23 protein-coding genes are annotated in these 26,065 nt (G+C 30.2%); 13 read left to right on the top strand and 10 right to left on the bottom strand.

What is annotated here, in order from left to right; genetic code table 11:
• Positions 1-2 precede the first annotated feature (2 nt).
• Both FBE96_RS00640 and bamA read right to left on the bottom strand, forming a co-directional pair.
• Positions 3-725 (bottom strand): inositol monophosphatase family protein, encoded by a 723-nt coding sequence (locus FBE96_RS00640; RefSeq protein ID WP_002851687.1) that lies wholly within the window; start codon positions 723-725, stop codon positions 3-5.
• Positions 725-2,944 carry an outer membrane protein assembly factor BamA gene (gene bamA / locus FBE96_RS00645; RefSeq protein WP_002851708.1) on the bottom strand — a complete coding sequence of 740 codons (2,220 nt, stop codon included), beginning with the start codon at positions 2,942-2,944 and terminating at the stop codon, positions 725-727. Before bamA ends, FBE96_RS00640 begins: the two co-directional genes overlap by 1 nt.
• A gap of 76 nt (positions 2,945-3,020) precedes the next feature.
• Here bamA and FBE96_RS00650 point away from each other — a divergent pair, with 76 nt between their 5' ends.
• The 11 genes from FBE96_RS00650 to FBE96_RS00700 all read left to right on the top strand — a co-directional run bounded on the left by FBE96_RS00650 (position 3,021) and on the right by FBE96_RS00700 (position 15,150).
• Complete coding sequence (locus FBE96_RS00650) at positions 3,021-3,848, top strand: prephenate dehydrogenase (RefSeq protein ID WP_002851653.1); 828 nt, start codon at positions 3,021-3,023, stop codon at positions 3,846-3,848.
• 79 nt (positions 3,849-3,927) lie between these two features.
• Positions 3,928-5,301, top strand: a complete 1,374-nt coding sequence (locus tag FBE96_RS00655) for a M23 family metallopeptidase (RefSeq protein WP_002858680.1) — start codon at positions 3,928-3,930, stop codon at positions 5,299-5,301.
• Positions 5,301-6,185, top strand: coding sequence for a UDP-3-O-acyl-N-acetylglucosamine deacetylase (gene lpxC, locus FBE96_RS00660; protein WP_002851689.1), 885 nt, complete (start codon positions 5,301-5,303; stop codon positions 6,183-6,185). The genes FBE96_RS00655 and lpxC overlap by 1 nt, the downstream gene beginning before the upstream one ends.
• A gap of 38 nt (positions 6,186-6,223) precedes the next feature.
• Entirely contained in the window at positions 6,224-6,625 is a 402-nt protein-coding gene (locus tag FBE96_RS00665; protein WP_002873672.1) for a tRNA (adenosine(37)-N6)-threonylcarbamoyltransferase complex dimerization subunit type 1 TsaB, read from the top strand.
• An 8-nt stretch (positions 6,626-6,633) separates the two neighbouring features.
• Positions 6,634-7,512, top strand: coding sequence for a homoserine kinase (gene thrB, locus FBE96_RS00670; protein ID WP_002851909.1), 879 nt, complete (start codon positions 6,634-6,636; stop codon positions 7,510-7,512).
• A gap of 24 nt (positions 7,513-7,536) precedes the next feature.
• Positions 7,537-7,794 (top strand): YlxR family protein, encoded by a 258-nt coding sequence (locus tag FBE96_RS00675; protein ID WP_002859353.1) that lies wholly within the window; start codon positions 7,537-7,539, stop codon positions 7,792-7,794.
• Positions 7,781-10,396, top strand: a complete 2,616-nt coding sequence (gene infB / locus FBE96_RS00680) for a translation initiation factor IF-2 (RefSeq protein WP_002851655.1) — start codon at positions 7,781-7,783, stop codon at positions 10,394-10,396. Before FBE96_RS00675 ends, infB begins: the two co-directional genes overlap by 14 nt.
• Entirely contained in the window at positions 10,393-10,755 is a 363-nt protein-coding gene (gene rbfA / locus FBE96_RS00685) for a 30S ribosome-binding factor RbfA (protein WP_002778650.1), read from the top strand. The genes infB and rbfA overlap by 4 nt, the downstream gene beginning before the upstream one ends.
• Positions 10,745-11,167, top strand: a complete 423-nt coding sequence (rimP, locus tag FBE96_RS00690) for a ribosome maturation factor RimP (RefSeq protein WP_002857456.1) — start codon at positions 10,745-10,747, stop codon at positions 11,165-11,167. Before rbfA ends, rimP begins: the two co-directional genes overlap by 11 nt.
• Before the next feature lie 46 nt (positions 11,168-11,213).
• Positions 11,214-13,826 (top strand): McrB family protein, encoded by a 2,613-nt coding sequence (locus FBE96_RS00695; protein WP_002917339.1) that lies wholly within the window; start codon positions 11,214-11,216, stop codon positions 13,824-13,826.
• Positions 13,819-15,150 (top strand): McrC family protein, encoded by a 1,332-nt coding sequence (locus tag FBE96_RS00700; RefSeq protein WP_002858668.1) that lies wholly within the window; start codon positions 13,819-13,821, stop codon positions 15,148-15,150. Before FBE96_RS00695 ends, FBE96_RS00700 begins: the two co-directional genes overlap by 8 nt.
• On the opposite strand, the gene FBE96_RS00705 is transcribed toward FBE96_RS00700, so the two are convergent.
• From FBE96_RS00705 to FBE96_RS00715, 3 genes are read right to left on the bottom strand one after another with little or no spacing between them, the layout of a single operon-like run.
• Entirely contained in the window at positions 15,139-15,942 is an 804-nt protein-coding gene (locus FBE96_RS00705; RefSeq protein ID WP_002857348.1) for a metal ABC transporter permease, read from the bottom strand. The two genes, FBE96_RS00700 and FBE96_RS00705, sit on opposite strands and share 12 nt — an antisense overlap.
• A complete protein-coding gene (locus tag FBE96_RS00710; protein WP_002872247.1) occupies positions 15,935-16,789 on the bottom strand; it encodes a metal ABC transporter ATP-binding protein in 855 nt (284 codons plus the stop codon). Before FBE96_RS00710 ends, FBE96_RS00705 begins: the two co-directional genes overlap by 8 nt.
• A 12-nt stretch (positions 16,790-16,801) precedes the next feature.
• Entirely contained in the window at positions 16,802-17,692 is an 891-nt protein-coding gene (locus tag FBE96_RS00715) for a zinc ABC transporter substrate-binding protein (protein WP_002917341.1), read from the bottom strand.
• Between the two features lie 198 nt (positions 17,693-17,890).
• Here FBE96_RS00715 and FBE96_RS00720 point away from each other — a divergent pair, with 198 nt between their 5' ends.
• Positions 17,891-19,870: a methyl-accepting chemotaxis protein gene (locus tag FBE96_RS00720; RefSeq protein WP_009881803.1), complete on the top strand. Its 1,980-nt coding sequence runs from the start codon at positions 17,891-17,893 to the stop codon at positions 19,868-19,870.
• A 134-nt stretch (positions 19,871-20,004) separates the two neighbouring features.
• Complete coding sequence (locus FBE96_RS00725; protein WP_002917405.1) at positions 20,005-21,786, top strand: PhoX family phosphatase; 1,782 nt, start codon at positions 20,005-20,007, stop codon at positions 21,784-21,786.
• A gap of 37 nt (positions 21,787-21,823) precedes the next feature.
• On the opposite strand, the gene trxB is transcribed toward FBE96_RS00725, so the two are convergent.
• The 5 genes from trxB to FBE96_RS00750 all read right to left on the bottom strand — a co-directional run bounded on the left by trxB (position 21,824) and on the right by FBE96_RS00750 (position 26,058).
• Positions 21,824-22,762 carry a thioredoxin-disulfide reductase gene (trxB, locus tag FBE96_RS00730; protein ID WP_002917406.1) on the bottom strand — a complete coding sequence of 313 codons (939 nt, stop codon included), beginning with the start codon at positions 22,760-22,762 and terminating at the stop codon, positions 21,824-21,826.
• 133 nt (positions 22,763-22,895) lie between these two features.
• Complete coding sequence (gene trxA / locus FBE96_RS00735; protein WP_002778629.1) at positions 22,896-23,210, bottom strand: thioredoxin; 315 nt, start codon at positions 23,208-23,210, stop codon at positions 22,896-22,898.
• 56 nt (positions 23,211-23,266) lie between these two features.
• On the bottom strand, positions 23,267-23,605 hold the full coding sequence (locus FBE96_RS00740) for a YraN family protein (RefSeq protein ID WP_002851874.1): 339 nt from the start codon (positions 23,603-23,605) through the stop codon (positions 23,267-23,269).
• A complete protein-coding gene (locus tag FBE96_RS00745) occupies positions 23,605-24,852 on the bottom strand; it encodes a homoserine dehydrogenase (RefSeq protein WP_002878951.1) in 1,248 nt (415 codons plus the stop codon). The genes FBE96_RS00740 and FBE96_RS00745 overlap by 1 nt, the downstream gene beginning before the upstream one ends.
• 3 nt (positions 24,853-24,855) lie before the next feature.
• A complete protein-coding gene (locus FBE96_RS00750; RefSeq protein WP_002917407.1) occupies positions 24,856-26,058 on the bottom strand; it encodes an LL-diaminopimelate aminotransferase in 1,203 nt (400 codons plus the stop codon).
• Between the last annotated feature and the right edge of the window lie 7 nt (positions 26,059-26,065).

A 26,065-nucleotide genomic window follows, 5' to 3' on the forward strand; every position in this document is an offset into this window, starting at 1 on the left:
ACCTAATTATTTTTTAAAAATTCTAAGATTATATCAAAAATTTTTTTGTCTTGGCTTAGGAGAAGGAAATTTTCATTTTTTTCTATATATAAATTTTGATGAATTGCTAAAGCAGCTGCTGTATCAAAAATTCGTGTTTTTCCAAGAATTAATACAAAACTAAAATACGAAGCATAAGCAAGACTTAAGGCTGTTGCACCCAAAGAGCGAAATTTTAATTGATTTTTTGTTAAAAAATCGAGAAGTTCTGGATAAAGTGAAATTTTTTCAACTATACCTATTTTAGAAAATAGATTAGGTGTTAAGGGTGAGTATTTTGGATCGGAAAGATTGGATTTAAAAGCTTGTTTGTTATTAAAAGCAAAAATTTCTTGACTGACAAGATTGCAAACAAAAGCGCTTTTTGCCTGATCTTTTTCCATAAGAGCTATAGAAGTTCCATAAAATGGTATTTTAGAAACAAAATTTGAACTTCCATCCAAAGGATCAAGAATCATTTGTTTTGGGCTAGCTTTTCCGATCAATCCGCTTTCTTCAGAAAAAATTTGTCCAAAACAACTAAGATATTTTATGAAAATTTGTTCACATTTTAAGTCAAGCTCATAGCCTTGATTTTTATCATAGCCTAATTTAGAGCAAAGTTTAAGATCATTTTGTGGGATATTGTTTAGATACTTGCGTATTTGCAAATTTGCATTCAAGCAAGCATCTAAAAATTCTTTCATTAAAAGCGTGTTCCAAGATTAAATTCAAAACTATTAGTATCATCACCTTTTTTATCATTAAGAGGTTTGGCAAATACAAGTTGTAAAGGTCCAATAGGTGTAATCCATTCAATGCCTATACCTGTACTCATTCTTTTTATTTCATCTAAATTTTTACGCCCTATCATACCATAATCAAAAAACACGCTACCACGAAGTTTGATTCTATCAATCAAAGGAAAACTAAGTTCTACGGAATTGGCAAAAGCTATGGTTCCGCCTATTTCATCTCCCCATTGATTTTTAGGACTTACTGTTCTGCTTTCAAAACCGCGTATCGATCTAATACCACCTAAATAAATTCTTTGGTTAATTGGTAAATAACCTTCATCCCATACTTTATAAAAACTCGCTTTATAGCGATAAATAAGATCATATCCTATATAGTCTTGCAAACCTTGATAAAAGTTAAATTTAGAGCTTGATGAAATAAATTCTTGATCTCCGCCAAGTCCAGCGTATTCTAAACTAGTTGAAGCAATAATACCTGATCGTGGCAGATAATAATCATCTGTATCGTTAAAGGTGATTGCTGGAGTTATAGAGCTTTTAATACTTTTGCCAAGTTCATATCCTGTTCTTAAAAGAGTTGGACTTAAGTGATATATATCGCTTTGTTCAAGATTATAAGTTAAGCTTACATTATAGTATCTTGCAAATTGGCGTCCAATTGTTATATCAAAGCCGTAATTTTTTTCTGAATAATTATCCCATTCATAGTCATTTGAATAAAGTGTTCCACCCAGACTATATTGACTATCAAGAACGCGTGGATTTACGAGACTAATCCTTCCCGATAAAGTATCATCGCTTTTATCTACGCTTACAGAGCTTTTTATTCCTGAACCAAAGATATTTGTATCCGATAAAGAAGCGTTAAGCAAAATACCATCGCTTGATCCATAGCCAATGCCTCCAGAAATAGCTCCTGTAGAAGCTTCTTTAACATCAACAATCAAATCAATATGTGTATCATCAACTTTTTCTTCTTTGATATTTACATCGTCAAAATAAGAAGTTCTTTTTAAAGCATTTTTTGACTCGCTTAAGTCTGTTCTATTGTATAAATTACCTTCTGTTATATATAATTCTCGGCGTATGACGCGATCTACGGTGCGTGAATTTCCTGAAATAATAACATTTCTTATATAAACTTTATCGTGAGGGATTACTTTAAATACAACGGTGGCTTCTTGAGTTTGATCATTTTTTTGAATATCAGGATAGACTTCTACAAACGCATAACCCAAATCAGCACTTTGTGTTTCTATGGTTTTAACATCTTTTCTAATGTCTTCGATATTGATAGTTTTGCCAGCGCTTGATCTTAAATCTTTTACGGTTTGTGCATTTTGCTTATCATCAAATAAAGGATTTTCTATGCTTATACTTTTAATTTTATAAGGCTTTCCTTCTTTGATAAAATAAGTCAAATTTGCTTGATAAGTATCTGTGTAGGTTTTAAGATAAGGGGAGGATACTTGAACATCTAAATATCCTTTTTTCATATATTCATCAGCAATTCTTGAACTATCGTTACTAAGTTCAAAAACTTTTAATTTTCCATCATTGCGTCCCCACATCCATCCCATAAATTCTTTTTCTTTGTTAACAACAGCAGGTTCTATATCAGAATATGAAAATTTCTTTGCTCCACTTAAATGAACATTATCAATAATGATATTTTCACCACGATTTACTATAAATTCAAGCTCTAGTCCATCAGTATTTTCTAAAGTCTTTTTTTTGTATTCTACAATAGTATCAAAATAACTTTTTGCTTCATAATAAGCTTTAATGCGTTCAATAGCTTCTTTTATATTTCCTTCATCAAGTAGTGTACCTCTTTTAATCCCTAAAATACTTTCAACTTGTTTTCTATCATTTGAAGCTATACCTGTGATAGTAACCTTTGCTATAGTTGGTTTTTCAGTAACTATAATTTCCAAAATTCCATTGTTGTTTTCTACTGCAATATTTTCGAAATAATTTTGTTTATAAAGATTAAGAATAGCAGTGTTGATTTTTGCAGGATTTATTTCCTCGCCTATTTTAAGCCCCGCGATATTTATAGCGCTTGTGTTCGATAAATGATTTAATCCGATAAATTTAATATCTTTAATGGTTGCTGCATTGGCCATAGCAACTAAAGCACAAATACTAATAAGATGTTTTTTCATTGATTTTTTACCTAAAGCTTTATTAAAAGCTGTATAATAGCAAAAAAAATTTAACAAAAAAACTAAGGTAGAAAGTATGAAAATAGCAATTATAGGGCTTGGGCTTATGGGTGGATCTTTAGGGCTTTGTTTGAAAGAAAATAAGCTTATTTCTTGTGTTTATGGTATGGATTTAAGCAAAGAAAATGAAAAAGATGCCCTGCAATTAGGTCTTATTCATGAGCTTATAGAATTTAAAGATTTAGCTTTATGTGATATGATTTTTGTCGCAACTCCTGTTGATGCTATTATAGAAATTTTGCAAAAGTTAGTTGATTTGCCTTCTAATGTAACAATTATAGAGCTTGGAAGTACAAAAAGAAAAATTATAGAAAGTTTGCCTAAGAATTTAATCAAACAAACTCTTTTTGCTCATCCTATGACAGGAACTGAAAATTCAGGTCCAAAAGCAGCTTTTAAAGAGCTTTATAAAGATGCAGTTTGTGTTCTTTGTGATAGTGAAATAGCTGATGATTTACATCAAAAAAGAGCGGTAGAAATTTTTTCTCATTTAGGGATGAAAATTGTTTTTATGGATAGTAAAGCCCATGATCATCATGCTGCTATTATTTCTCATTTGCCTCATGTTATAAGTTTTTCTTTGGCAAATTTTGTAATGAAGGAAGAAGATAAAAGAAATATTGTTCATTTAGCCGGAGGATCTTTTAAAGGTATGAGCAGAATTGCCAAATCATCGCCACAAATGTGGGAAAGTATTTTTTTACAAAATAAAGATAACTTATTAAGTTCTATTGATTTTTTTCAACAAGAATTAGAGAGATGTAAACAAATGATACAATTAGACAAAAACGATGAATTAAGAGAATGGATGAAACAGGCTAATACCCTAAGAGAAATTTTATAAATTTGCTAGATATTTACTGAAAATATAATAGAATTTATATTAAAAGCAACAAAAACATTGAAAATTTTTAAGGAAGGTTATGGCAAAAAGAAAAGGCAAAACTTATTTATCTGTTTTAATTTTAGTTTTAATAGCAATTTTGATTTTTTTTATTTCAAGATTAAGTATTTTTGAAAAAAATCCTCCTCAAATTTTAATGCCAGATGTTGTATATACTGATCTTAAAAAACCTATTTTAGTGCATATTAAAGATGATGAAAGTTCTATCAAAAACGTACAAATTATATTGCATAAAGACGACAATACTAGTGCAATGGTTATAGCAGATGAAAAGATTTCTAATTTAAAAGATATTACCTTACAAGTTGCTTTGCCAAAATTTGGTTACAAAGAAAATGTAAAATCTTTTGTTTTGGAGGTGATAGCTAAAGATTCTAGTTTTTGGAATTTTTTTAGTGGCAATGAAGCAAGAAAACAAATTGCGGTATTAGTAGATAATACGGCTCCAAAAATCAATATCATAAGCAATTCTTACCAAATCGAGCAAGGTGGTGCTGGGGCAGTTGTTTTTAAGGCTGATGATGCTAATTTAGATAAGGTGTATATAGAAACAAATAAAGGTAAAATCTTTAAAGCCACACCTTATGTAAAAGAAGGATATTATGCGGCTTTGATTGCTTGGGATGCAAGAGATGAGGAATTTCGTGCATTTGTTATCGCTACGGATAAAGCGGGCAATATTTCAAAAGAACGTATAAGGTATTATTTTGTTAATCGTAAATATCGTGTTTCAAATATCAATCTAACGGATAAATTTTTAGATGGAAAGATTGAGAATTTAGCAAATCAGTACGCTCCAAAAGATAATAATCTCAATCGTTATGAAAAATTTAAGTTTGTCAATGAAACTTTAAGAAATAGCAATGAAAAACTTATCCATGAAATCACTTCAAAAGTACCTGAGGAAAAAATTGATAATTTTGATTTGAATTTATTTTTACCTCTTAAAAATGGTATGAAAGTAGCGGATTTTGCTGATCATAGGTATTATTCTTATAATGGGCAATTTGTGAGTGATTCTTATCATATGGGGCTTGATCTAGCAAGCGTAGCACAAGCTCCTATCATAAGTAATAACGCAGGCAAGGTTGTTTTTGCTGCTGAAAATGGAATTTATGGTTTAAATTTAATTGTTTATCATGGTTTTGGAGTATATAGTCTTTATGGGCACTGTTCTTCTAAAAATGTTGATTTAGATGAAATGATTAATAAACAAAGCATTATAGGCAAAACAGGAACAAGTGGTTTAGCCTTAGGCGATCATTTGCATTTTGGAGTTTTGGTTCAAGGGGTTGAAACGCGTCCTGAACAATGGCAAGATAAAAAATGGATAGAAAATAATATTTACAATGTTTTAAATGATGGTAAAAAGATAATTTTAGGAAAAAATTAATGAAACAATTAACTTTAGCAAAAACTGTCAAAGGCGTAGGTATAGGACTTCATAAGGGTGAACCCATAGAAATTACTTTAGAGCCTTTAGAAGCAAATAGTGGTATAGTATTTTTTAGAAGTGATCTTAATGCAAGCTATAAGGCAAGTCCTGAAAATGTGATCAATACTCAAATGGCAACTGTTTTAGGAGATGAAAGAGGGTTTATTTCTACAATAGAGCATTTAATGAGTGCGATTAATGCTTATGGAATCGATAATGTACGCATAGTTTTAAATGCAAATGAAGCTCCTGTTATGGATGGATCAAGTATTAGTTTTTGTATGATGCTTGATGAAGCAGGGGTAAAAGAACTTGATGCGCCTAAAAAAATTATGGTAATTAAAAAGCCTATAGAAGTAAGAGATGGTAATAAATTTGTGCGTTTAACTCCTACTAAAGAACCCCGTATTAATTACACAATTAAATTTGACAATGCTGTTATAGGTGAACAAAGTTACAATTTTGAATTCAGCAAAAAAAATTATATAGAAAACATAGCAAGAGCTAGAACTTTTGGTTTTTTAAAAGATGTTCAAGCTCTTAGGAGTATGAATTTAGCACTAGGTGGAAGTTTAGAAAATACTATAGTGGTAGATGAAAATCGTATTTTAAATCCTGAAGGTTTGCGTTTCAAAGATGAGTTTGTAAGACATAAAATTTTAGATGCAATTGGAGATTTAACCTTACTTGGATATCGTGTTTTTGGGGATTATACTTCATATGCTGGGAGCCATCATTTAAATCATTTACTTACTAAAGAAGTTTTAAAAGATAAAGATGCTTATGAAATTGTAAGCCTTGAAAAAACAACCCAAAAAGCTTATGAAAAGGTATTTGCATAAAAACTTCTCTTTTACTTAATACTTTATCTAAGCCTTTAATGATCGGAATTTATCAAGATGATAAACTTATAAAAACTTATAAAAGTGAAGAAAAAGCAAGCGAATTTTTACCAAAAATTTTAGATGAATTGCTTAAAGAGTATGATTTTACAAGTTTAATCTATGCTAATGGTCCAGGTTCTTATATGGGGATTAAAATTTCTTATGTAAGTTTGAGTACTTTAAGTATAGTAAAAAATATTCCTTTATTTGCGGTGAGTGCTTTTGAATTAAATGGCTATAAACCCATAAGTGCAAATAAAAATTTTTGTTTTGTATATAAGGAAGGTGAAATTTATTTAGAGCAAAATATCCCAGCAGAGTTTTTTTTACCAAAAAATTTACAAGAGCTTAAACTAAATAATGATAATCTTCCCTTTTATTTTTTAGATGCAATTTAGGATGAAATTTGAAAATTTTAGTTCCAGCTACGAGTGCGAATTTAGGGCCAGGTTTTGATTGTTTAGGACTTAGTTTAAAGCTTTTTAATGAAACTCAAATCCAAAAATCAGGTGTTTTTAGCATTAGTATTGGAGGCGAGGGAAGTGATAATATTTTTCTTAAAAAAAACAATATATTTGTAAATATTTTTTATGAAATTTATGAAAAACTAAGCGGAAAAAAAGATAATTTTCGTTTTATTTTTCAAAATAACATTCCTCTTTCAAGAGGATTAGGAAGCTCTTCAGCTGTGATTGTTGGAGCTATTGCCAGTGCTTATTATATGAGTGGATTTAAGGTAGAAAAAGAACGTATTTTAGATGAAGCTTTAATTTATGAAAACCATCCAGATAATATCGCTCCAGCTACTCTTGGTGGTTTTGTGTGTTCTTTGGTTGAAAAAAATAAAGTTTATAGTATCAAAAAAGAGATTGATAAAGATTTAGCTGCTGTGGTTGTGATCCCAAATTTGGCAATGAGCACGGAACAATCACGCCAAGCTTTGGCCAAAAATTTAAGTTTTAATGATGCGGTTTTCAACCTTTCTCATGCTTCATTTTTAACCGCTTGTTTTTTGGAGAAAAAATATGAATTTTTAAAATTTGCAAGTCAAGATAAGCTCCATGAAATCAATCGTATGAAAAACTTACCCGAGCTTTTTGAAGTGCAAAAATTTGCCTTAGAAAATAAAGCTTTAATGAGCACACTTTCAGGTTCGGGATCGAGCTTTTTTTCTTTAGCTTTTAAAGATGACGCTTTAGCTTTGGCAAAGAAAATACAAACAAAATTTAAAGATTTTCGTGTGCAATATTTAGAATTTGATGATAATGGCTTTGAAATTTGCTAAAAAATATAAAAAAAAGATATAATTTTGAAAAAACATATACCAATTAGAATGTGCATAGTGTGTAAAAACCGCTTTGAGCAAAATATGTTATTTAGATTTAAAGTTGTTTTAGGAGATATTGTGCCTAAAGCAGAACATGGAAGAAGCGGATATTTATGTCAAAATTGTATTGAGAGAGAAGATAAAGTCTTACAAAAAGCATTTTCTAAAATATGTAAAAATTTAAATACTAAAATTACTCAGCAAGGACTTAAGGAGATATTTTTAAATGGCAAAGATTAGAATTCATGAAATCGCAAAAGAATTAGGTTATGATAGTAAGGAAATTATTGAAAAGGCAAATGAATTAGGACTTGGAATTAAAACAGCATCAAATGCTGTAGAACCTGAGATTGCGGCAGCTATTTATGAGTATATACAAACAAGAGAAATTCCAGAAGCTTTTAAGAAAAATATCAAAACTCCTACGGCAAAAAAGCCTAAAAAAGAAAATATAAAAGAACAAGAAAAGCTAAATGAATCTGAAAAAAAAGAACCTAAAAAAGAAGAAAAGCTTAAACAAGAAGTTAAAAAAGAAGAATTAAAAATTGAAAAAGAAAATGCAAAAGAGGAAGAAAAACAAGAAATTATTGATGCTCATAAGCCACAAAGCCTTGCTAGTGCAACTTTAGCCAAAAGACGCGGACTTGTTATTGTTAAAAAGAAAAAAGACGAAGAAGAAATTCAAGTTAAAAAAGAAGAAGTAAAAAATTCAAATGATATATCTATCAATAATGAAGAGCGCTTAAGTTTAAAAACTATGTTTTCAAATGCTGATGAGAGTTTAAAGAAAAAGAAAAAAGAAAAAAAATCTTTTGTTGCGAGTAAAAAAGAAAGTACCGAAAAAATGAATTTTTTAGATGAACATGATTTTGGTGATATTTCTTTAGATGATGAAGATGAGGTAGTATTACCTGATTTTAGTGTAAAAGAACAAGAAAAACCACAAAATATCAATAAAAAACAACCTAATTTTATAAGACAAGCTGTTGGAAATTCTGCGGGTTTTGGGCTTGAAGGTGGAATTCAAAGAAGAAGTCGTAAAAAACCATCTAAAAAGATTGAAAAAAAGGAAGTAGAAGAAGTAGGTAGCGTTGCTATTTCTAAAGAAATTCGTGTATATGAATTCGCTGATAAGATAGGAAAAAGCACTAGTGAAGTGATTTCAAAACTTTTCATGCTTGGAATGATGACAACAAAAAATGATTTCTTAGATGAAGATGCGATTGAAATTTTGGCTGCTGAATTTGGTATAGAGATCAATATCATTAACGAGGCTGATGAGTTTGATTATGTAAAAGACTATGAAGAAGAGACTGATGAAAAAGATTTAGTGACTAGAGCACCTGTGATTACCATCATGGGGCATGTTGATCATGGTAAAACTTCTTTGTTAGATTATATTAGAAAATCACGCGTTGCAAGTGGTGAAGCAGGGGGTATTACTCAGCACGTGGGTGCTTATATGGTAGAAAAAAACGGGCGTAAAATTACTTTTATTGATACTCCAGGTCACGAAGCTTTTACTGCTATGCGTGCAAGGGGTGCAAGTATCACTGATATTGTAATCATCGTTGTAGCCGCAGATGATGGGGTAAAACCACAAACTAAAGAAGCGATAAATCATGCTAAAGCAGCAGGTGTGCCTATTATTATTGCTATTAATAAAATGGATAAAGAAGCAGCAAATCCCGATATGGTAAAAACTCAACTCGCAGAAATGGAAATCATGCCAGTAGAATGGGGCGGATCTTATGAATTTGTAGGAGTTTCGGCTAAAACAGGAATGGGGATTGAAGATTTGCTTGAAATCGTGCTTTTACAAGCTGATATTTTAGAACTTAAAGCCAATCCAAAAAGTTTTGCTAAAGCAAGCATTATAGAAAGTTCTGTGCAAAAAGGGCGTGGTGCGGTGGCTACTATCATCGTGCAAAATGGAACACTTACTGTAGGAAGTACCGTGGTTGCAGGCGAGGCTTATGGAAAAGTGCGTGCGATGAGCGATGATCAAGGTAAAGCCTTAAAAGAAATTAAACCAGGCGAATGTGGGGTTATCGTAGGGCTTAGTGAAGTAGCAGATGCAGGTGAAATTTTAATCGCAGTAAAAACCGATAAAGAAGCAAGAGAATATGCTAATAAACGCCACGAATACAATCGCCAAAAAGAACTTAGCAAATCCACTAAAGTTAGCATTGATGAGCTTGGAGCTAAGATCAAAGAAGGTAATCTAAAAGCCTTGCCTGTTATTTTAAAAGCTGATGTGCAAGGCTCTTTAGAAGCCTTAAAGGCAAGTTTAGAAAAACTTAGAAATGATGAGATTAAAGTGAATATCATTCATAGTGGAGTAGGAGGAATCACGCAAAGTGATATAGAGCTTGCAAGTGCGAGTGAAAACTCTATAGTACTAGGTTTTAACATACGCCCAACAGGGGAAGTTAAAGAGCGTTCTAAAGATAAAGGCGTAGAAATTAAAACTTATAATGTGATTTATAATCTTTTAGATGATGTAAAAGCCTTGCTTGGTGGTATGATGAGTCCGATTATTTCTGAAGAGCAATTAGGACAAGCAGAGATTAGACAAGTGATCAATGTGCCAAAAATCGGACAAATTGCAGGTTGTATGGTAACCGAAGGGGTGATTAACCGTGGGGCTAAAATTCGCCTTATCCGTGATGGAGTTGTGGTTTATGAGGGAAATGTAAGCTCACTTAAACGCTTTAAAGATGATGCTAAAGAAGTGGCAAAAGGCTATGAATGTGGCGTAGGTATAGAAGGGTGCGATGATATGAGAGTGGGTGATTATATAGAAAGCTATAAAGAAGTAGAGGAACAAGCAAGCCTATGAACCCAAGTGAGATTAAAAAACTACGCACTGAAAGTATCTTAAAAGAGCTAATCCCTGAAGCTTTAGCAAATTTAGATGATGAAAATTTGAAAAATTTGTGTGTAGTGGATGTAGAGTGTAAAAAAGGCAGATATGATGCTTTTGTGTATCTTGATAAGATGTTTTTTAATGTTCATGAGCAAGAAAAAATTTTATCTTCTTTAAAAAAGGCAAGTAGAGCTTTGCAAAATTACTGCATGAGTGAGCAGGGTTGGTATAGGTGTCCGAATTTTCATTTTAAATTTGATGATAGGCTTGAGTATCAAAACCATATGGATGCACTTTTTGAAAAAATAAAAAAGGATAAAAATGAATCTTGAAGCCCTTTGCAAAGAAGCAGAGCTTAGCTTTTATGATGATGAGCTAGTAAGTGAAAATGGCAGAAAAATTTATAGAATTTATGTGCAAAAAGAAGGTGGGGTAAATCTTGATGATTGTGCAAGGCTTAGTGAAATTTTATCGCCTATTTTTGATGTAGAGCCACCTGTAAATGGGGAGTATTTTTTAGAAGTATCTTCACCAGGACTTGAAAGAAAACTTAGCAAGATAGAACACTTTGCTAAAAGTATAGGTGAACTTGTGAAGATCACAACCAATGAAAAAGAAAAATTCGAAGCAAAAATCATTGCTGTAGATGATGAAAATATCACTTTAGAAAATTTAGAAAATAAAGAAAAAACTACTATAAATTTTAATGATATAAAAAAAGCTAGAACCTTTGTGGAGTGGTAAGAAATCTAAATATGATTTAAAAATAGCATAATTTAAGGATTTGGTAATGTGGAATTTAGATGAAAAAAAATTACAAGAAATGCATGATGGCTTTTTAAATTTTCAAGAAGTATGGACTTTAGAAAAAGTTAAAAATATGACTCTTGAAGAATATACTAACATTAAAAAAGATAATCCAAATAGAGATGATTTTACTTTTTGGATAGAAAGCAAATTGGATAATCTAGGAAGTATTTGGGGTGGCTCAGCTTTTAAATTTGGTATATATAGAAGAAATGATGAAAGTCAGAAAGAATCTTCTAACGGTAGATTATATAGTCAAAATTATGCTTGGATTGCTAAATATGGCAATAATGAAAATGAAGCATTTAATAATATCAAAGAAAAAATCATACAAATAATACAAGCAAGTCAAGATAATAATTTAAAAGCTATAGAAAAAATAGATTTTGGGGATGCAATTAAATGGAAAATAGCTTTTCATTATCAAGATGTAAAGAATATAAAAATAGTTAATATTTTTTCTAAAAATGTTTTAGATTTAATATCTTTAAATGAATTTAAAGAAAAATTAAAAATATATCAAATACATAAAAAATCATTAGAGAATAAAAATTTATCATTAGTTAAAATGATAGAAAATATAGCTATTCCTTTATGGAATAAATATGGCATGAATAGCCAAAATTATATAGATAAAATGAAAAATTTATTTAGTGAATATTTAAATAAAAAGAAATTAGATAGAAATACTATAAATAAATATATTCAAGTTATAGAAAATATATCAAAAGAATTTTTAAAAGAAAATCTATATAGTTGTGATTTATTTAGTTTTGATCAAAATATAAATAAATTAAATAAAAATGAAGAATTTGAGTTAAAAAACAGCAATGGAAACAATATGTATTCTAGTGCATTGAATTATTATAGAGCTTTTTTGATTGATTATTATGAACAAGATATTTTTATAACTGAAAGAGTGCAATCTGAGGAATCAAATATGAAAATTATACCCTTAAATCAAATTCTTTATGGGCCTCCAGGGACAGGAAAAACTTATCGTACTATAGATAAGGCTTTAGAGATTATATCAAAAGAAGAAAAAATACAAATTCCAAGCGAAGATGATAGGATAAATAGAAAAAAATTATTTGATGAATATGTAAAAAATGGACAAATAGTATTTACTACTTTTCATCAAAGCTATGGATACGAAGAATTTGTAGAAGGCATAAAACCTATAATAGACAATGATGAAAATTCTCAAGAAGTAAAATATGATATAAAAGATGGGATTTTTAAAAAGCTTTGTAAAAAAGCTTTGGATAAAAAAAGAAAAATTATAAATAATGAAGATATATCTATTGATAAAAATTCAAAAGTTTGGAAAATTTCTTTAGGAGTTAATGCTTCATTAAGAGATGAGTGTTTTGAAAAAAATAAAATTTGTATAGGTTGGAATGATATTCCAAAAAATAAAGATGAGCGTTTTTTAAATTTAGGTTCAAATGATAAAAATAGTATAATAAGTTTTGTAGAATACATGCAAATAGGAGATTTGGTATGTGTTTTTAATACTTCAAAAACTATAAAAGGTGTAGGGGTTATTGTAAGTGATGTTAAATATAGTGATGGAGAATATCAAACTTATAGAGAAGTTAAATGGATTTCCAAAGATAATGAAATAAATATTCTTGACTTAAATAATGATAAAATTTTAGTGCAAAAAACCGTTTATGAGTTATATAGAATTAGTTCTAATGATTTATTAGCAAAGATAAATCTAAATAATCCTAAAGATAACACTAACAATTTAGAAATTGCAGAAGATAATACAACAAAGAATTTTATAATCATCATCGATGAGATCAATCGTGGTAATGTAAGTAAGATTTTTGGTGAGCTTATAACCTTGATAGAGCCTAGTAAAAGGATAGGTGAAAAAGAAGAGTTAAAAGTGACTTTGCCTTATAGCGGTGAAGAATTTGGGGTGCCTAAAAATGTTTATATCATAGGCACTATGAATACAGCCGATAGAAGCATAACTTCTCTTGATACAGCTTTAAGAAGAAGATTTGAATTTGTTGAGATGATGCCTAATTCTGATTTACTTAATAATGTTTTTATTTGTAAAGATGTAGAAAATCCAAATGAAGACGAAGATTATTTAGGAGATGATGCTAAAACAGAGGGTTATGCAGAGATACTTCAAAATATTTTAATAAGTATAAATAAAAGAATTGAATTTTTATTAGATAGAGAAAAAACTATAGGGCATGCATTTTTTATGAGTGAAGCTGTTAAATTTAATAAAAATAATTGGATTAAGCCAGATGAATATGAAGAAGATTGGTATGTTTTAAGTATCTCAAAGTTAAAAAAAGTTTTTCAAAACAAAATTATCCCGCTTTTGCAAGAGTATTTTTATAATGATTATGCTTTGATTAATGCGGTTTTAAATGATAATGGTATGATTTTTGAAGATAAAAAAGACGATAAATATCTTCAAAAAATAAAAAATCTAGATAGTGTTAATAGCGAGAGAAGTATTTATAATATTGCTTCATTTGATGATAAAATTTGGGATAAAATAGAAATATATCAAGCAATTTATAATGATGAAATAGCAAATAAATTAAAAAACGAAAATGAATAGTATTTTTTCCATCATCGAATACCAAGCTTTTTCTAAAGAAGATTTAAAAGAAATTTTCAAAGAAAAGGCCGAAGGGTTTTATAAAGAGCTAGAAGACTTTGCAAAAAATAATGAAAATCTTCTAGGCTTTAAAAACAAAAATTCCTTAAAAGCTAAAAATTATGTCGGCATTATACAGACTAAAAGCGGGGTTTTGGAGATTTTGCCAAAATGCACGAATTTAGATAGTTATAAAAAAGAAGATAGTTCTTCAAATCATGACAAAGAAAAACTAAGAAGATGTTATGAATTAGACAATATTTCTAAAAATAATGATTTTTATGAAAAAGATTTTAAATTTAATCCTAAAAATCTTTTGATAAATATGCTAAAAACCTTAAAAAACTCCCCGTTTAAAAAATCGCAAATTTCATCTTTGCAAAGTTCTAAAATTCCTTTATTTGAAGTGTTTATCACTATGTTTTTAGATGAATTTGATAGCGTATATAAAAAAGGCTTGATGAGATCTTATCTAAGTTGCGAAGAAAATAGGGCTTTTTTAAAGGGAAAATTACTATTTAACGAGCATATCAAGCGAAATTTGATACACAAAGAAAGATTTTTTACAAGCAATGATGAGTTTGTTTTAGATATAGCACCCAATCGTTTGATAAAATCAACGCTAAATTTTTTAAAATCAAAAACAAGTTTGAATAAATTTAGACTTATAAAATCTATGCAAATTCTCGATGAGGTAGAATTTTCTAAAAATTATGAAAAAGATTTTAGTTATAAAATTTCAAGACATTTTGATTATTATGAAAACTTGCTTTTGTGGTGTAAAATTTTCTTAAAAAATGAAAGTTTTATGCCTTATCATGGTAAAAATGAAGCTTTTGCTTTGCTTTTTCCTATGGAGAAAATTTTTGAAGATTATGTAGCTTATATGCTAAAAAAAGTAAATCCAGCTCAAGATATTAAAGTTCAAAACAATGGAAAGTATTTAATCTCAAAAAATGATGAAAATTGTTTCATGTTAAAGCCTGATTTATATATAGAAAATAAAATGATCCTAGATACCAAATGGAAAATTCCAAATGATAGTGAAGATGAGAAAAAACAGGGTATAGAACAAAGCGATTTGTATCAAATGTTTGCTTATGCTTGCAAATTTAAAATTTATGATATTAAACTTGTGTATCCTTTATGTGAAAAAACTCAAGATTTACAAAGAAAAATCGCAGAAAAATTTTTTGTTTTTAAGGCAAGCGAACATTTGTATTTTAAAGAACAAGGGCAAAAAGATATAAAAGTGCAAGTGTGTTTTGCACCTTTACCTTTTTAAAAATTTGCCTATCAAATGCATTAAAAAACCAAAACAAGCTACAGCTATGATACAAGCACCGCTTGAGAGGTTAAGATAATAGCTAAGTATAAGTCCTAAAACACAAAAAATCATACTTAAAAAACTTGCTAAAACCATGATAAAGCCAAGTTTTTTGGTGAAATTTTCAGCAATAAAGCTTGGGATACTAAGTAAAGCCATAACCAAAATAAGCCCTACAAGGCGTATAGAAATAACTATACAAAAAGCCATAAGGGCGATTAAAAGATAATGAAAAAAACTTGTATTGATACCACGAACTTTTGCAAATTCCGCATCAAAGCTTAATGCTTCAAATTGTCTATAAAATAAAAAGATCAAAAGCACCACCACGCTATCAACCAAAGCCATAAGCCATAAATCTTGTGTTCCTACAGCCAAAATGCTCCCAAAAAGATAAGCCATTAAATCTGTGTTATAACTAGGGCTTAAATCGATTAAAATAATCCCAACAGCCATTCCAAAAGCCCAGATTACAGCGATAATACTATCACTTCTGTGTTCATAGCGTTTAGCTAAAAAAGCTACTAAAAAAGCCAAAAATAAAGTAAATATTCCCGTGCTTAATAAAATAGGCAAAGAGAAATAAAAAGCTATACCTATACCACCAAAAGCCCCATGTGTTATACCTCCAGCCATAGAAAAAAGGCGATTTATCATCACCAAAGTACCTATGATCCCACAAGCTATACTGACTAAAATCGCTCCTAGTAAAGCGTTTTGAAAAAAGGTGAAATTTAAAATTTCAAGCATTATTTTCCTTTGAAAATTTTAAACAAAAATTTTCTTTTTTAAATTCTGTTTTTTTCAAATTTCTTCTTGTAAATTCTTGTTCGCATAGTTTTTTACTATCGCAATTTTCTTCATCGCAAAAACAAGTATTTAAACTCATTTCTACATCACAAAAATGAGAGTGGTTTTCGTATAAGTGTTTTAAAAATGAACTTTTTTCTTTTTCTTTAGTGTTGGTATGCAAGAAAAGTTCTTTGTTTAAATGTGCAATTTTATCGCTATAAGCTAATACAAGGTTGATATCGTGACAAATGAGTAAAATTCCCATGCCTTTTTGGTGCAAAGAGCTTAGAAGTTCAAAAATTTGTATAGCAGACTTGTTATCAACGCTTGCGGTAGGTTCATCTAAAATAAGCATTTTGCATTCACTAGCTAAGGCTCTTGCGATAAAAACACGTTGCCTTTGTCCTCCGCTTAAAGAATCAATGGTTTTGTTCCAAAATTTTTCCATTCCTACACTTTTTAAAGCTTGCATAGCTTTTTCTTTATCTTTTTTCCCATAAAAACCAAAAATTTTTTTACTTACAAGTCCCATAAGAACGATTTCAAGTACTCTTGGGCAAAAATTAGGATTGGCTAGAGTGTGTTGAGGAACATAGCCTATTTCTTTTCTTTGAAGAGCTTTGAAATGGATTTCATTTTTGGATTTTAAAAGTCCTAAGATAAGTTTTACGAGTGTTGATTTTCCTGCACCATTTGGACCTATGATAGAGAGAAAGTCTTTATTGTCATAGCTAAGATTGATGTTTTTTAAGATGATTTCATTATCATAAGCGTAGTTTAGATTAGAAATTTCAAAAAAAAGCATCAAAAAACCTGATTATAAATTATGAGAAAAGGCATCAGCAGTTTTTAAAAGCTCATTTTCCCAATCATAAGATAAATGATCTATTTTGTAAATTTTTGCATCACATTCTTTAGCAAGTGTTTTTGCTGCATTTTCAGGGAAACCATTTTGAACAAAAATGACTTTTAAATTTTTATCTTTCATTAGAGTGATAAGTTTTTGCAAATCTTTGCTTTTTGGTTCCTTGCCTAAAATTTCTACAGGAATTTGCGTAAGATTATAGCGTTTTGCAAAATATGTCCAAGAAGGATGATAAACTACAAATTCTCTATTTTTTAATTTTTCTAATTTTGAGGCAATTTGTAAATTTAAACTATCTAATTCTGCTAAAAATTTATCTAAATTTTCTTTATATAAATTTTCATTTTGTGGATATTTTTGAATTAAGGTGTCATAAATATTTAAAGCCATAGTTTGGACTAAAATAGGATCTAGCCAAGTATGAGGATCAAAATGCTCATGTTCGTGGTGTTCATGCTCATGAGAGTGTTCGTGTGTATCATGAGTTTGAATCAAAGCTATGTTTTTTTGCATATTTACAACTTGAAGTTTTGGAAAATTTTGTTTAAATTTATCCGTAAAAACTTTTTCAAATTCTAAGCCTATAGTGAAATAAATATCACTTTTTTCAAGTTTTTTCATAGTACTTGGTTTAAATTCAAAATTATGCTCATTGCTATTTGGGGGCAAAATAACATTGATATCTAGAGTATTTGCAGCTATTTTTTTAACAAAAAATGCTTGAGGTGCTATACTGACACTAACTAAATTGCTACTAGTATTTTGTTCTTGCTCTAAATTTTTAGCTTGTGTGAAAGTATAAAATATCCCTAAAGATAAGATAAATAATATAATTTTTTTCAAAATATTTCCTTTCGATATAAATTTTTTAAATTATAACGATATTAAGCTTAATACATAGAATTTTCGAAGCGATATTTATTTAAATAAAATTTTTTATTACTTTTATATTTAAGTAAAAATCTAGATTTTTTAATTTATAATTCTAAAACTTTATGTAGATATCTCTATAAAATAATATTAGAAAGGAGCGCTTAAATTATGAAAAGCGTAAAATTGAAGGTTTCACTGATTGCAAATTTAATCGCAGTAGTGTGTTTGATAATTTTAGGTGTTGTAACATTTATATTTGTAAAGCAAGCAATTTTTCATGAAGTTGTGAATGCTGAAATAAATTATGTTAAAACGGCTAAAAATTCTATAGAGTCTTTTAAGGCAAGAAATTCTTTAGCTCTTGAAAGTTTAGCTAAAAGTATTTTAAAGCATCCTATAGAACAGTTAGATAGTCAAGATGCTTTAATGCATTATGTTGGAAAAGATTTAAAGAATTTTAGAGATGCTGGAAGATTCTTAGCAGTTTATATTGCTCAACCAAATGGCGAACTTGTTGTAAGCGATCCAGACTCTGATGCTAAAAATTTAGATTTTGGAACTTATGGAAAAGCTGATAATTATGATGCTAGAACAAGAGAGTATTATATAGAAGCAGTTAAAACAAATAAACTTTATATTACCCCATCTTATATTGATGTAACTACAAATTTACCTTGCTTTACATATTCTATTCCGCTTTATAAAGATGGTAAATTTATAGGGGTTTTGGCTGTAGATATTCTTGCGGCAGATTTGCAAGCTGAATTTGAAAATTTACCAGGTAGAACTTTTGTATTTGATGAAGAAAATAAAGTATTTGTTTCTACAGACAAAGCTCTTTTACAAAAAGGTTATGATATTAGTGCAATTGCAAATCTTGCTAAAACTAAAGAGGATCTTGAACCTTTTGAGTATACTAGACCAAAAGATGGTAATGAAAGATTTGCTGTATGCACAAAGGTTTCTGGAATTTATACTGCTTGCGTTGGAGAGCCAATAGAACAAATAGAAGCTCCAGTTTATAAAATTGCATTTATACAAACTGCGATTGTTATTTTTACAAGTATTATTAGCGTCATCCTCCTTTATTTCATCGTATCAAAATACCTCTCCCCACTTGCAGCTATCCAAACAGGTTTAACTTCATTCTTTGATTTTATCAACTATAAAACAAAAAATGTTTCTACTATAGAAGTAAAAAGCAATGATGAATTTGGACAAATCTCAAATGCTATCAATGAAAACATTCTTGCTACTAAAAGAGGCTTAGAACAAGACAATCAAGCCGTTAAAGAATCAGTTCAAACCGTATCAGTTGTAGAAGGTGGTAATTTAACAGCAAGAATTACTGCTAATCCAAGAAACCCACAGCTTATTGAACTTAAAAATGTTCTAAATAAACTTCTTGATGTTTTACAAGCTAGAGTAGGTTCTGATATGAATGCTATTCATAAAATTTTTGAAGAATACAAAAGCTTAGACTTTAGAAATAAATTAGAAAATGCTAGCGGTAGTGTAGAATTAACTACTAATGCTTTAGGTGATGAAATAGTTAAAATGCTAAAACAAAGTTCAGACTTTGCTAATGCTTTAGCTAATGAAAGTGGAAAATTACAAACTGCTGTTCAAAGCTTAACCACTTCTTCAAATTCTCAAGCTCAATCTTTAGAAGAAACTGCAGCAGCTTTAGAAGAGATCACTTCTTCTATGCAAAATGTTTCAGTTAAAACTAGTGATGTTATCACTCAATCTGAAGAGATTAAAAATGTTACAGGTATTATAGGTGATATTGCAGATCAAATCAATCTTTTAGCTTTAAATGCAGCTATTGAAGCAGCTCGTGCTGGAGAACATGGTAGAGGCTTTGCAGTGGTAGCTGATGAAGTTAGAAAACTAGCTGAAAGAACTCAAAAGTCTTTATCTGAAATTGAAGCTAATACTAATTTACTTGTTCAATCTATCAATGATATGGCAGAAAGTATTAAAGAACAAACTGCAGGTATCACTCAAATCAATGATAGCGTAGCTCAAATTGATCAAACTACTAAAGATAATGTTGAAATTGCTAATGAATCAGCTATTATTTCTAGTACAGTAAGTGATATAGCTAATAATATCTTAGAAGATGTTAAGAAGAAGAGGTTTTAATTAGTCATTTATACCTAGTGAAAAACTAGGTATAAATTTTTCCTTCAATTTAAATTTTTCATCAAAGTTTCTAAAAAGTTTCCAAATATTTTTATACTTCCATTGTTTTAAATTTTAATATGGAGTAAAAACAAATGGAAAGAAGATTGTTTTTAAAAGGTTCAGCTTTAGGTTCTATGGTGGCTTTTTTTGCAAGTTCAAATTTAAGTGCTGCTATGCTTAAGGATAAGGATTTGCTAGGTTTTAAAGCTGTTAGTGCAAGCACGCAAGATAAAGTTATAGTACCACAAGGTTATGAAGCAAAGGTTTTAATTTCTTGGGGTGATCCACTTTTTAGTAAAGCAAAACCTTATGATGAAAGTAAAATCATCGATATGAATGCGGTTAAAAATGCTCATTTGGTTTTTGGAGATAACGATGATGGTATGAGTTTTTTTCCACTTTCAAAAAACAGAGGAATTTTAGCCGTTAATAATGAATATATAAATCCTGAAATCATGTTTAATCATCATGGTAAAAATTTAAGCAAAGAAGATGTTTTATATGAACAAGCCAGTGTGGGTGTGAGTATCTTAGAAATCGAAAAAAAGGGTGATGATTGGACTGTGGTTTTAGACTCTAAGTATAACCGCAGAATCGATGCAAACACTAAAATGCAAGTAAGTGGAGCAGCTAAAAAAGAAGTTTTAAAAAATGAAAAATTTGTTCATGGAACTTTTGCAAATTGTGCAAATGGACAAACACCTTGGGGAACTTATATCACCTGTGAAGAAAATTTTGAAAATTTTTTTGGAAGTTCAGATGAAAATCTAGAATTTAATGATGCCTTTAAGCGCTATGGATTTAACAAAACTAGTCTTTATGGATGGGAAAAATTTGATGAAAGATTTGATTTAGCTAAAAATATGGATGAAGCCAATCGTTTTGGTTGGATAGTGGAAATCAATCCTTTTGATGCAAAAAGTACACCTGTTAAAAGAACTTCTTTAGGGCGTTTTAAACATGAAAATGCAGAAATTATCGTAGAAAAAGATGGTTCTGTTATAGTTTATATGGGTGATGATGAGATGAATGAATTTATTTATAAATTTGTTAGCAAACACAAATACAAAAAAGGTACTGATACAAGTAAAATTTTAGATGAAGGCACTTTGTATGTAGGACAGTTTAACGGCAATGTGGGAGATTTTAAAGGACAGGGAAAATGGATAGCCTTAGAATATGGCAAAAACGGCCTAGATGAAAAAAATGGTTTTAAGTCTCAAGCTCAAGTACTCATCAATACGCGTCTTGCCGCAAGCATTGTAGGTGCAACTCCTATGGATAGATGTGAATGGATAGCAAGCCATAAACAAAGTGGTTCTAAAGAGGTATTTGCAACACTAACGAACAACAAAAATCGCCAAGAACCTAATGCAGCAAATCCAAGGACTAAAAATGTTTATGGACAAATTTTAAAATGGATGCCAAAAAATTCTCATAAAGACGATGATTTTACTTGGGAAATTTTTGCTCTTGCTGGAAATCCTGATAACCAACAAGGCTTATATAAAGGCTCAAATAATATTACAAGTGAAAATAAATTCAATTCTCCTGATGGACTTAAATTTGATAGAGATGGAAGACTTTGGATACAAACAGATGGATCTTATTCTAATAAAGATGAATACGAAGGTATGGGAAATAACTGCATGCTAGCAGCAAATCCAAAAACAGGGGAAATCAGACGCTTTTTAACAGGACCTATTGCTTGTGAATTAACAGGGATTGCTTTTAGTGAGGATTATACTACAATGTTTGTAGGCATACAACATCCAGGAGAAGGTTTGAAAGGTAGTACTTTTCCTTATGGAAAAACACCAAGATCAAGTGTAATGATGATAAGAAAACTTGATGGTGGAGTGATAGGAAGCTAAATAAAAATAAAGTTGCTTTTAGCAACTTTATAAAATCTTAATGCAAGCTTTCTATATAAGCCATAGCACTTAATGCAGCTACAGCTCCATCACCTGCAGCACAAATAACTTGCTTAGGCGCATCTTTTCTAAGGTCCCCTGCGGCAAAAAGTCCAGCAACGCTAGTTTGCATTTTAAGATCAACACTTACTTGCCCACCTTCTTCCATATTGCATAAAAACTTACCATCGTCTTGTTTTAAAATTTCATTTCTTACATTAAGACCAACAAAAGTAAAAATTCCTGGAACATTTAAATCTCTAATACTACCATCTTTTAATTTTACTTTTACCCCAGTAACACCCATTTTATCACCATATACTTCATCTACACTTGCACTAGTAATAAGTTCTATTTTTTCATTTTTCTTAACTTTTTCTACTGTAGATGGAGCCGCTCTAAACTCATCTCTGCGGTGGATAAGATAAACCTTAGAACAAATATTTGCTAGATATAAAGCTTCTTCTAAAGCCGTATCTCCACCACCTAAAACTGCAACTTCTTTATTTTTATAAAAAAATCCATCACAAGTTGCACAAGTACTTACACCTTTTCCAAAAAATTCATCTTCGCCTTTAAAACCTGCTCTTTTTGGAGCCGAGCCTGTACAAACTATCACAGCTTTAGCAAGTTCTGTTTTGCCACCTTCTAATTTGATGGTAAAACTTCCATCGCTATTTTTTAAAATTTGCTCTACTCCAACCATTTCATGTTTTAAACCAAAACGCATACATTGTTCATTCCAAGGAGCCATAAAAGAAATTCCATCCATAACTTGGGCTACACCTGGATAATTTTCTATTTCAGAACTTGAGGTAATTTGTCCGCCAGGCATACCTTTTTCAAGCATTACTACATTCTTAAGACCACCTCTAGTTGCATAAAGTCCAGCACTAAGTCCAGCAGGACCTCCACCTATGATTGCTACATCTAACATTTATATTTCCTTTATATTGAATTTTATTATTAATAATGATATAAAAATTATTCTTAATAGTAGTTAATAAAAATTATTATTTAGTATAAATTTGAAATTTTTAAGAAGAAGGCTAGTCATACTAGCCTTTAGTTTATAGTAAAGAGTTTAGTTTATCGCTAATTGCTTGTTTAGATTGTGCACCAACGAGTTGATCTACAACTTCACCATTTTTAAAGAAAATAAGCGTAGGAATAGAGCGAACACCAAATTCAGCTGCTAAATCACCTTGTTCATCTGTATTTACTTTGCAAATTTTAGCTTTACCATCGAAGTCATTTGCAAGTTCATCAATAACTGGAGCAAGCATTCTACAAGGTCCGCACCATGGAGCCCAAAAATCAACTAAAGCTACACCTTCTTTTGCTTGAGCAAAATTATCACTTGTTAATTCAATATATTTTCCCATAATTTTTCCTTTCTTTAATTTTTGTCTAATTGTATTTTATTTTTTTAAATATCAGCTTAAAAACTTATATTTTCGCAAAATTGTATCACATCATTTTTAATGCAAATCAGATCAATCTGAAAATCCGATGAAATCCCATTTTTAAGATGATAAAATTCTATAGTTTTTAAAATTTTTTCAAGTTTTTTTCTATCCAAACGCTCGGAAACTTCATAATCATTTTGAGTAAATTTAACTTCTATAAAATGTAAAATTTCATCTTTTTTGGCTATTATATCGATTTCTCCAAATTTAGAATGGAAATTTCTTTTTAAAATTTCAAAGCCCTGTTTTTTTAAAAATTTACAAGCTTTATCTTCCCCTAAAATTCCATCTAAATAAGCTTTTACACCCATTATTCTATACGCATCATAAAAGGCTTGGTTTTTATAAAATCTTGTTTGCGTAAAATTTCAAGCAAATTTTGTATGCTTTTTTCATAAGTTAAATGTGTAGTAAAAAACAAAGTACTGTAATTTTCATCATTTTTTTTAGGTTTTTGTAAAAAACTATCGATAGAAATATTATTTTCACTCATCAATTGTGTGATTTTAGATAAAACTCCTATTTTATCTTCAACTTTCACCCTTAAATAATATTTTGTATAAATTTCATCTTTGCTTAAAAGCTTGTATTCTAAAGTATTCACAAAACCAAGCATTGGTGCTTTTACCTGATCTCTTGCTATATCCATAAGATCTGAAATCACAGCACTTGCAGTAGCCTCTCCTCCTGCTCCTGCTCCATAATACAAACTTTCACCCAGCAAATCTCCATTAATGCTTATAGCATTCATCACTCCATCAACTTTTGCAAGCATTTTTTCTTTATCTATCATAGTGGGATGCACTCTTAATTCTACTTTATTTTCACGCACCTTAGCTATACCTAAAAGTTTTATGGTAAATTCAAACTCATTAGCAAAATACATATCTTCAGGCGCAATTTCGCTAATACCCTCGATCAAAATATCTTCAGGTTTAGCTTTAAGATTATAAGCGATACTTGATAAAACAAGCAGTTTGTGAGCTGCATCTTGTCCTTCTATGTCAAAAGTTGGATCAGCTTCTGCATAACCTAAATTTTGAGCTATTTGTAAGGCTTGTTTAAAACTCATATTTTTTTGACTCATAGAACTTAAAATATAATTACTCGTACCATTTAAAATCCCTTTTATAGCCAAAATATTATTTGCACTTAAACCTTCTTTTAAAACCTTGATAATAGGAATTCCTCCAGCCACACTTGCTTCATAACCAAAAGCTAAATTTTTAGCTAAATTTTCAAGTTCATAACGATGATAAGCAAGCATAGCTTTATTTGCAGTAACAACAGCTTTTTTCTTTTTTAAAATTTCACTCACTATTTTAAAAGCTTCATCCACCCCACCCATTAATTCTACAAAAACATCTACATCAGCATTTAAAATTTCTGCAACGCTATGAGTAATTGGAATTAAAGCATTTTTTTTAGGACTTCTAGCAAGAGCGATCACAGGAGTTATGCTTTGCCCACATCTTGCACGAATAAGTTTATCATTTTCTAAAAGAAATTTAACCACCGCACTTCCAACAGTGCCATAACCAAGAATCGCTACTTTCATAACTTACTCTTTTAAATATTTTTTGATATTGCGTGCAGCTTGGCGTATGCGATTTTCATTTTCAATTAAAGCAATTCTTACATACTCATCACCTGCTTCGCCAAAACCTACCCCAGGACTTACTGCAACACTAGCGCGTTGTAAAAGTTGCTTTGAAAATTCTAAACTTTTTAAATGTCTTTTGCTTTCAGGGAGTTTTGCCCAAACAAACATACTTGCTCTTGGTTTTTGAAGTTTCCAGCCTGCATTTTCAAAAGCTTCAAGTAAAATGTGCATTCTTTTATCATAAGTTGCACGGATTTCATCTACACAAGTTTGATCTCCATCTAAAGCTATGGTAGCTGCTACTTGAATAGGTGTGTACATACCATAATCAAACCAAGATTTTATTTTTTTAAGCGCACTGACTAAGCGTTTATTTCCTACTACAAAACCCACGCGCCAGCCTGCCATATTGTAAGATTTTGAAAGAGTGTAAGTTTCTACCGCTACATCTTTTGCGCCTTCAATTTCCAAAATAGAAGGAGTTTTATAGTCATCATAAGTTAAATCTGCATAAGCAATATCTGAAATAATATAAAATCTTTCTTTTTTTGCCGTTGCTATCAATCTTTCATAAAAACTTTTCTCACAAGTTACTGTTGTTGGATTATGCGGGAAATTAACAACGACATATTTTGGGCGTGGGATGCTTTCATTTAAAGTTTTATGTAAATTTTCAAAAAATTGATTTTCATCAAGCTCAAATTTTTCATTATAAGCTAAAGGCATTTTTGCTACATTACCTCCTGCTATAATAAAAGCTTGAGTATGTATAGGATAAGCAGGAGTTGGCACGATAGCAACATCTCCAGGATTTATAATCGCTCTTGCAAGATTTACAAAACCCTCTTTTGAACCCATAGTAGCTACAACTTCATTTTCAGGATCTAAATTGACATTATATTTTCTTTTATACCAATTACAAATTGCTAAGCGAAGTTTATAAATCCCCATGGATGTAGAATATCTCGAGGTTTTATCTTTGTTAGCACTTTCACAAAGTTTATCTATAATGTGTTGTGGAGTTTTACCATCGGGATTTCCCATTGAAAAGTCGATGATATCCTCTCCAGCACGTCTTGCTGCCATTTTTATCGCATTTACTTCTGCGAAAACATAATTTGGAAGTCTTTCTATGGTATTAAAACGGATTTCATCAAACATTTCTTAA

Source organism: Campylobacter sp. CFSAN093241 (assembly GCF_012889595.1).
Taxonomy (GTDB): Bacteria; Campylobacterota; Campylobacteria; order Campylobacterales; family Campylobacteraceae; genus Campylobacter_D; species Campylobacter_D jejuni.

Excerpts from the sequence above, each read along its gene's own strand:
- FBE96_RS00640 (WP_002851687.1), bottom strand. The coding sequence starts at position 725 with ATGAAAGAATTTTTAGATGCTTGCTTGAATGCAAATTTGCAAATACGC.
- bamA (WP_002851708.1), bottom strand. The coding sequence starts at position 2,944 with ATGAAAAAACATCTTATTAGTATTTGTGCTTTAGTTGCTATGGCCAAT.
- FBE96_RS00650 (WP_002851653.1), top strand. The coding sequence starts at position 3,021 with ATGAAAATAGCAATTATAGGGCTTGGGCTTATGGGTGGATCTTTAGGG.
- FBE96_RS00655 (WP_002858680.1), top strand. The coding sequence starts at position 3,928 with ATGGCAAAAAGAAAAGGCAAAACTTATTTATCTGTTTTAATTTTAGTT.
- lpxC (WP_002851689.1), top strand. The coding sequence starts at position 5,301 with ATGAAACAATTAACTTTAGCAAAAACTGTCAAAGGCGTAGGTATAGGA.
- FBE96_RS00665 (WP_002873672.1), top strand. The coding sequence starts at position 6,224 with ATGATCGGAATTTATCAAGATGATAAACTTATAAAAACTTATAAAAGT.
- infB (WP_002851655.1), top strand. The coding sequence starts at position 7,781 with ATGGCAAAGATTAGAATTCATGAAATCGCAAAAGAATTAGGTTATGAT.
- rbfA (WP_002778650.1), top strand. The coding sequence starts at position 10,393 with ATGAACCCAAGTGAGATTAAAAAACTACGCACTGAAAGTATCTTAAAA.
- rimP (WP_002857456.1), top strand. The coding sequence starts at position 10,745 with ATGAATCTTGAAGCCCTTTGCAAAGAAGCAGAGCTTAGCTTTTATGAT.
- FBE96_RS00695 (WP_002917339.1), top strand. The coding sequence starts at position 11,214 with ATGTGGAATTTAGATGAAAAAAAATTACAAGAAATGCATGATGGCTTT.
- FBE96_RS00700 (WP_002858668.1), top strand. The coding sequence starts at position 13,819 with ATGAATAGTATTTTTTCCATCATCGAATACCAAGCTTTTTCTAAAGAA.
- FBE96_RS00705 (WP_002857348.1), bottom strand. The coding sequence starts at position 15,942 with ATGCTTGAAATTTTAAATTTCACCTTTTTTCAAAACGCTTTACTAGGA.
- FBE96_RS00710 (WP_002872247.1), bottom strand. The coding sequence starts at position 16,789 with ATGCTTTTTTTTGAAATTTCTAATCTAAACTACGCTTATGATAATGAA.
- FBE96_RS00720 (WP_009881803.1), top strand. The coding sequence starts at position 17,891 with ATGAAAAGCGTAAAATTGAAGGTTTCACTGATTGCAAATTTAATCGCA.
- FBE96_RS00725 (WP_002917405.1), top strand. The coding sequence starts at position 20,005 with ATGGAAAGAAGATTGTTTTTAAAAGGTTCAGCTTTAGGTTCTATGGTG.
- trxB (WP_002917406.1), bottom strand. The coding sequence starts at position 22,762 with ATGTTAGATGTAGCAATCATAGGTGGAGGTCCTGCTGGACTTAGTGCT.
- trxA (WP_002778629.1), bottom strand. The coding sequence starts at position 23,210 with ATGGGAAAATATATTGAATTAACAAGTGATAATTTTGCTCAAGCAAAA.
- FBE96_RS00740 (WP_002851874.1), bottom strand. The coding sequence starts at position 23,605 with ATGGGTGTAAAAGCTTATTTAGATGGAATTTTAGGGGAAGATAAAGCT.
- FBE96_RS00745 (WP_002878951.1), bottom strand. The coding sequence starts at position 24,852 with ATGAAAGTAGCGATTCTTGGTTATGGCACTGTTGGAAGTGCGGTGGTT.
- FBE96_RS00750 (WP_002917407.1), bottom strand. The coding sequence starts at position 26,058 with ATGTTTGATGAAATCCGTTTTAATACCATAGAAAGACTTCCAAATTAT.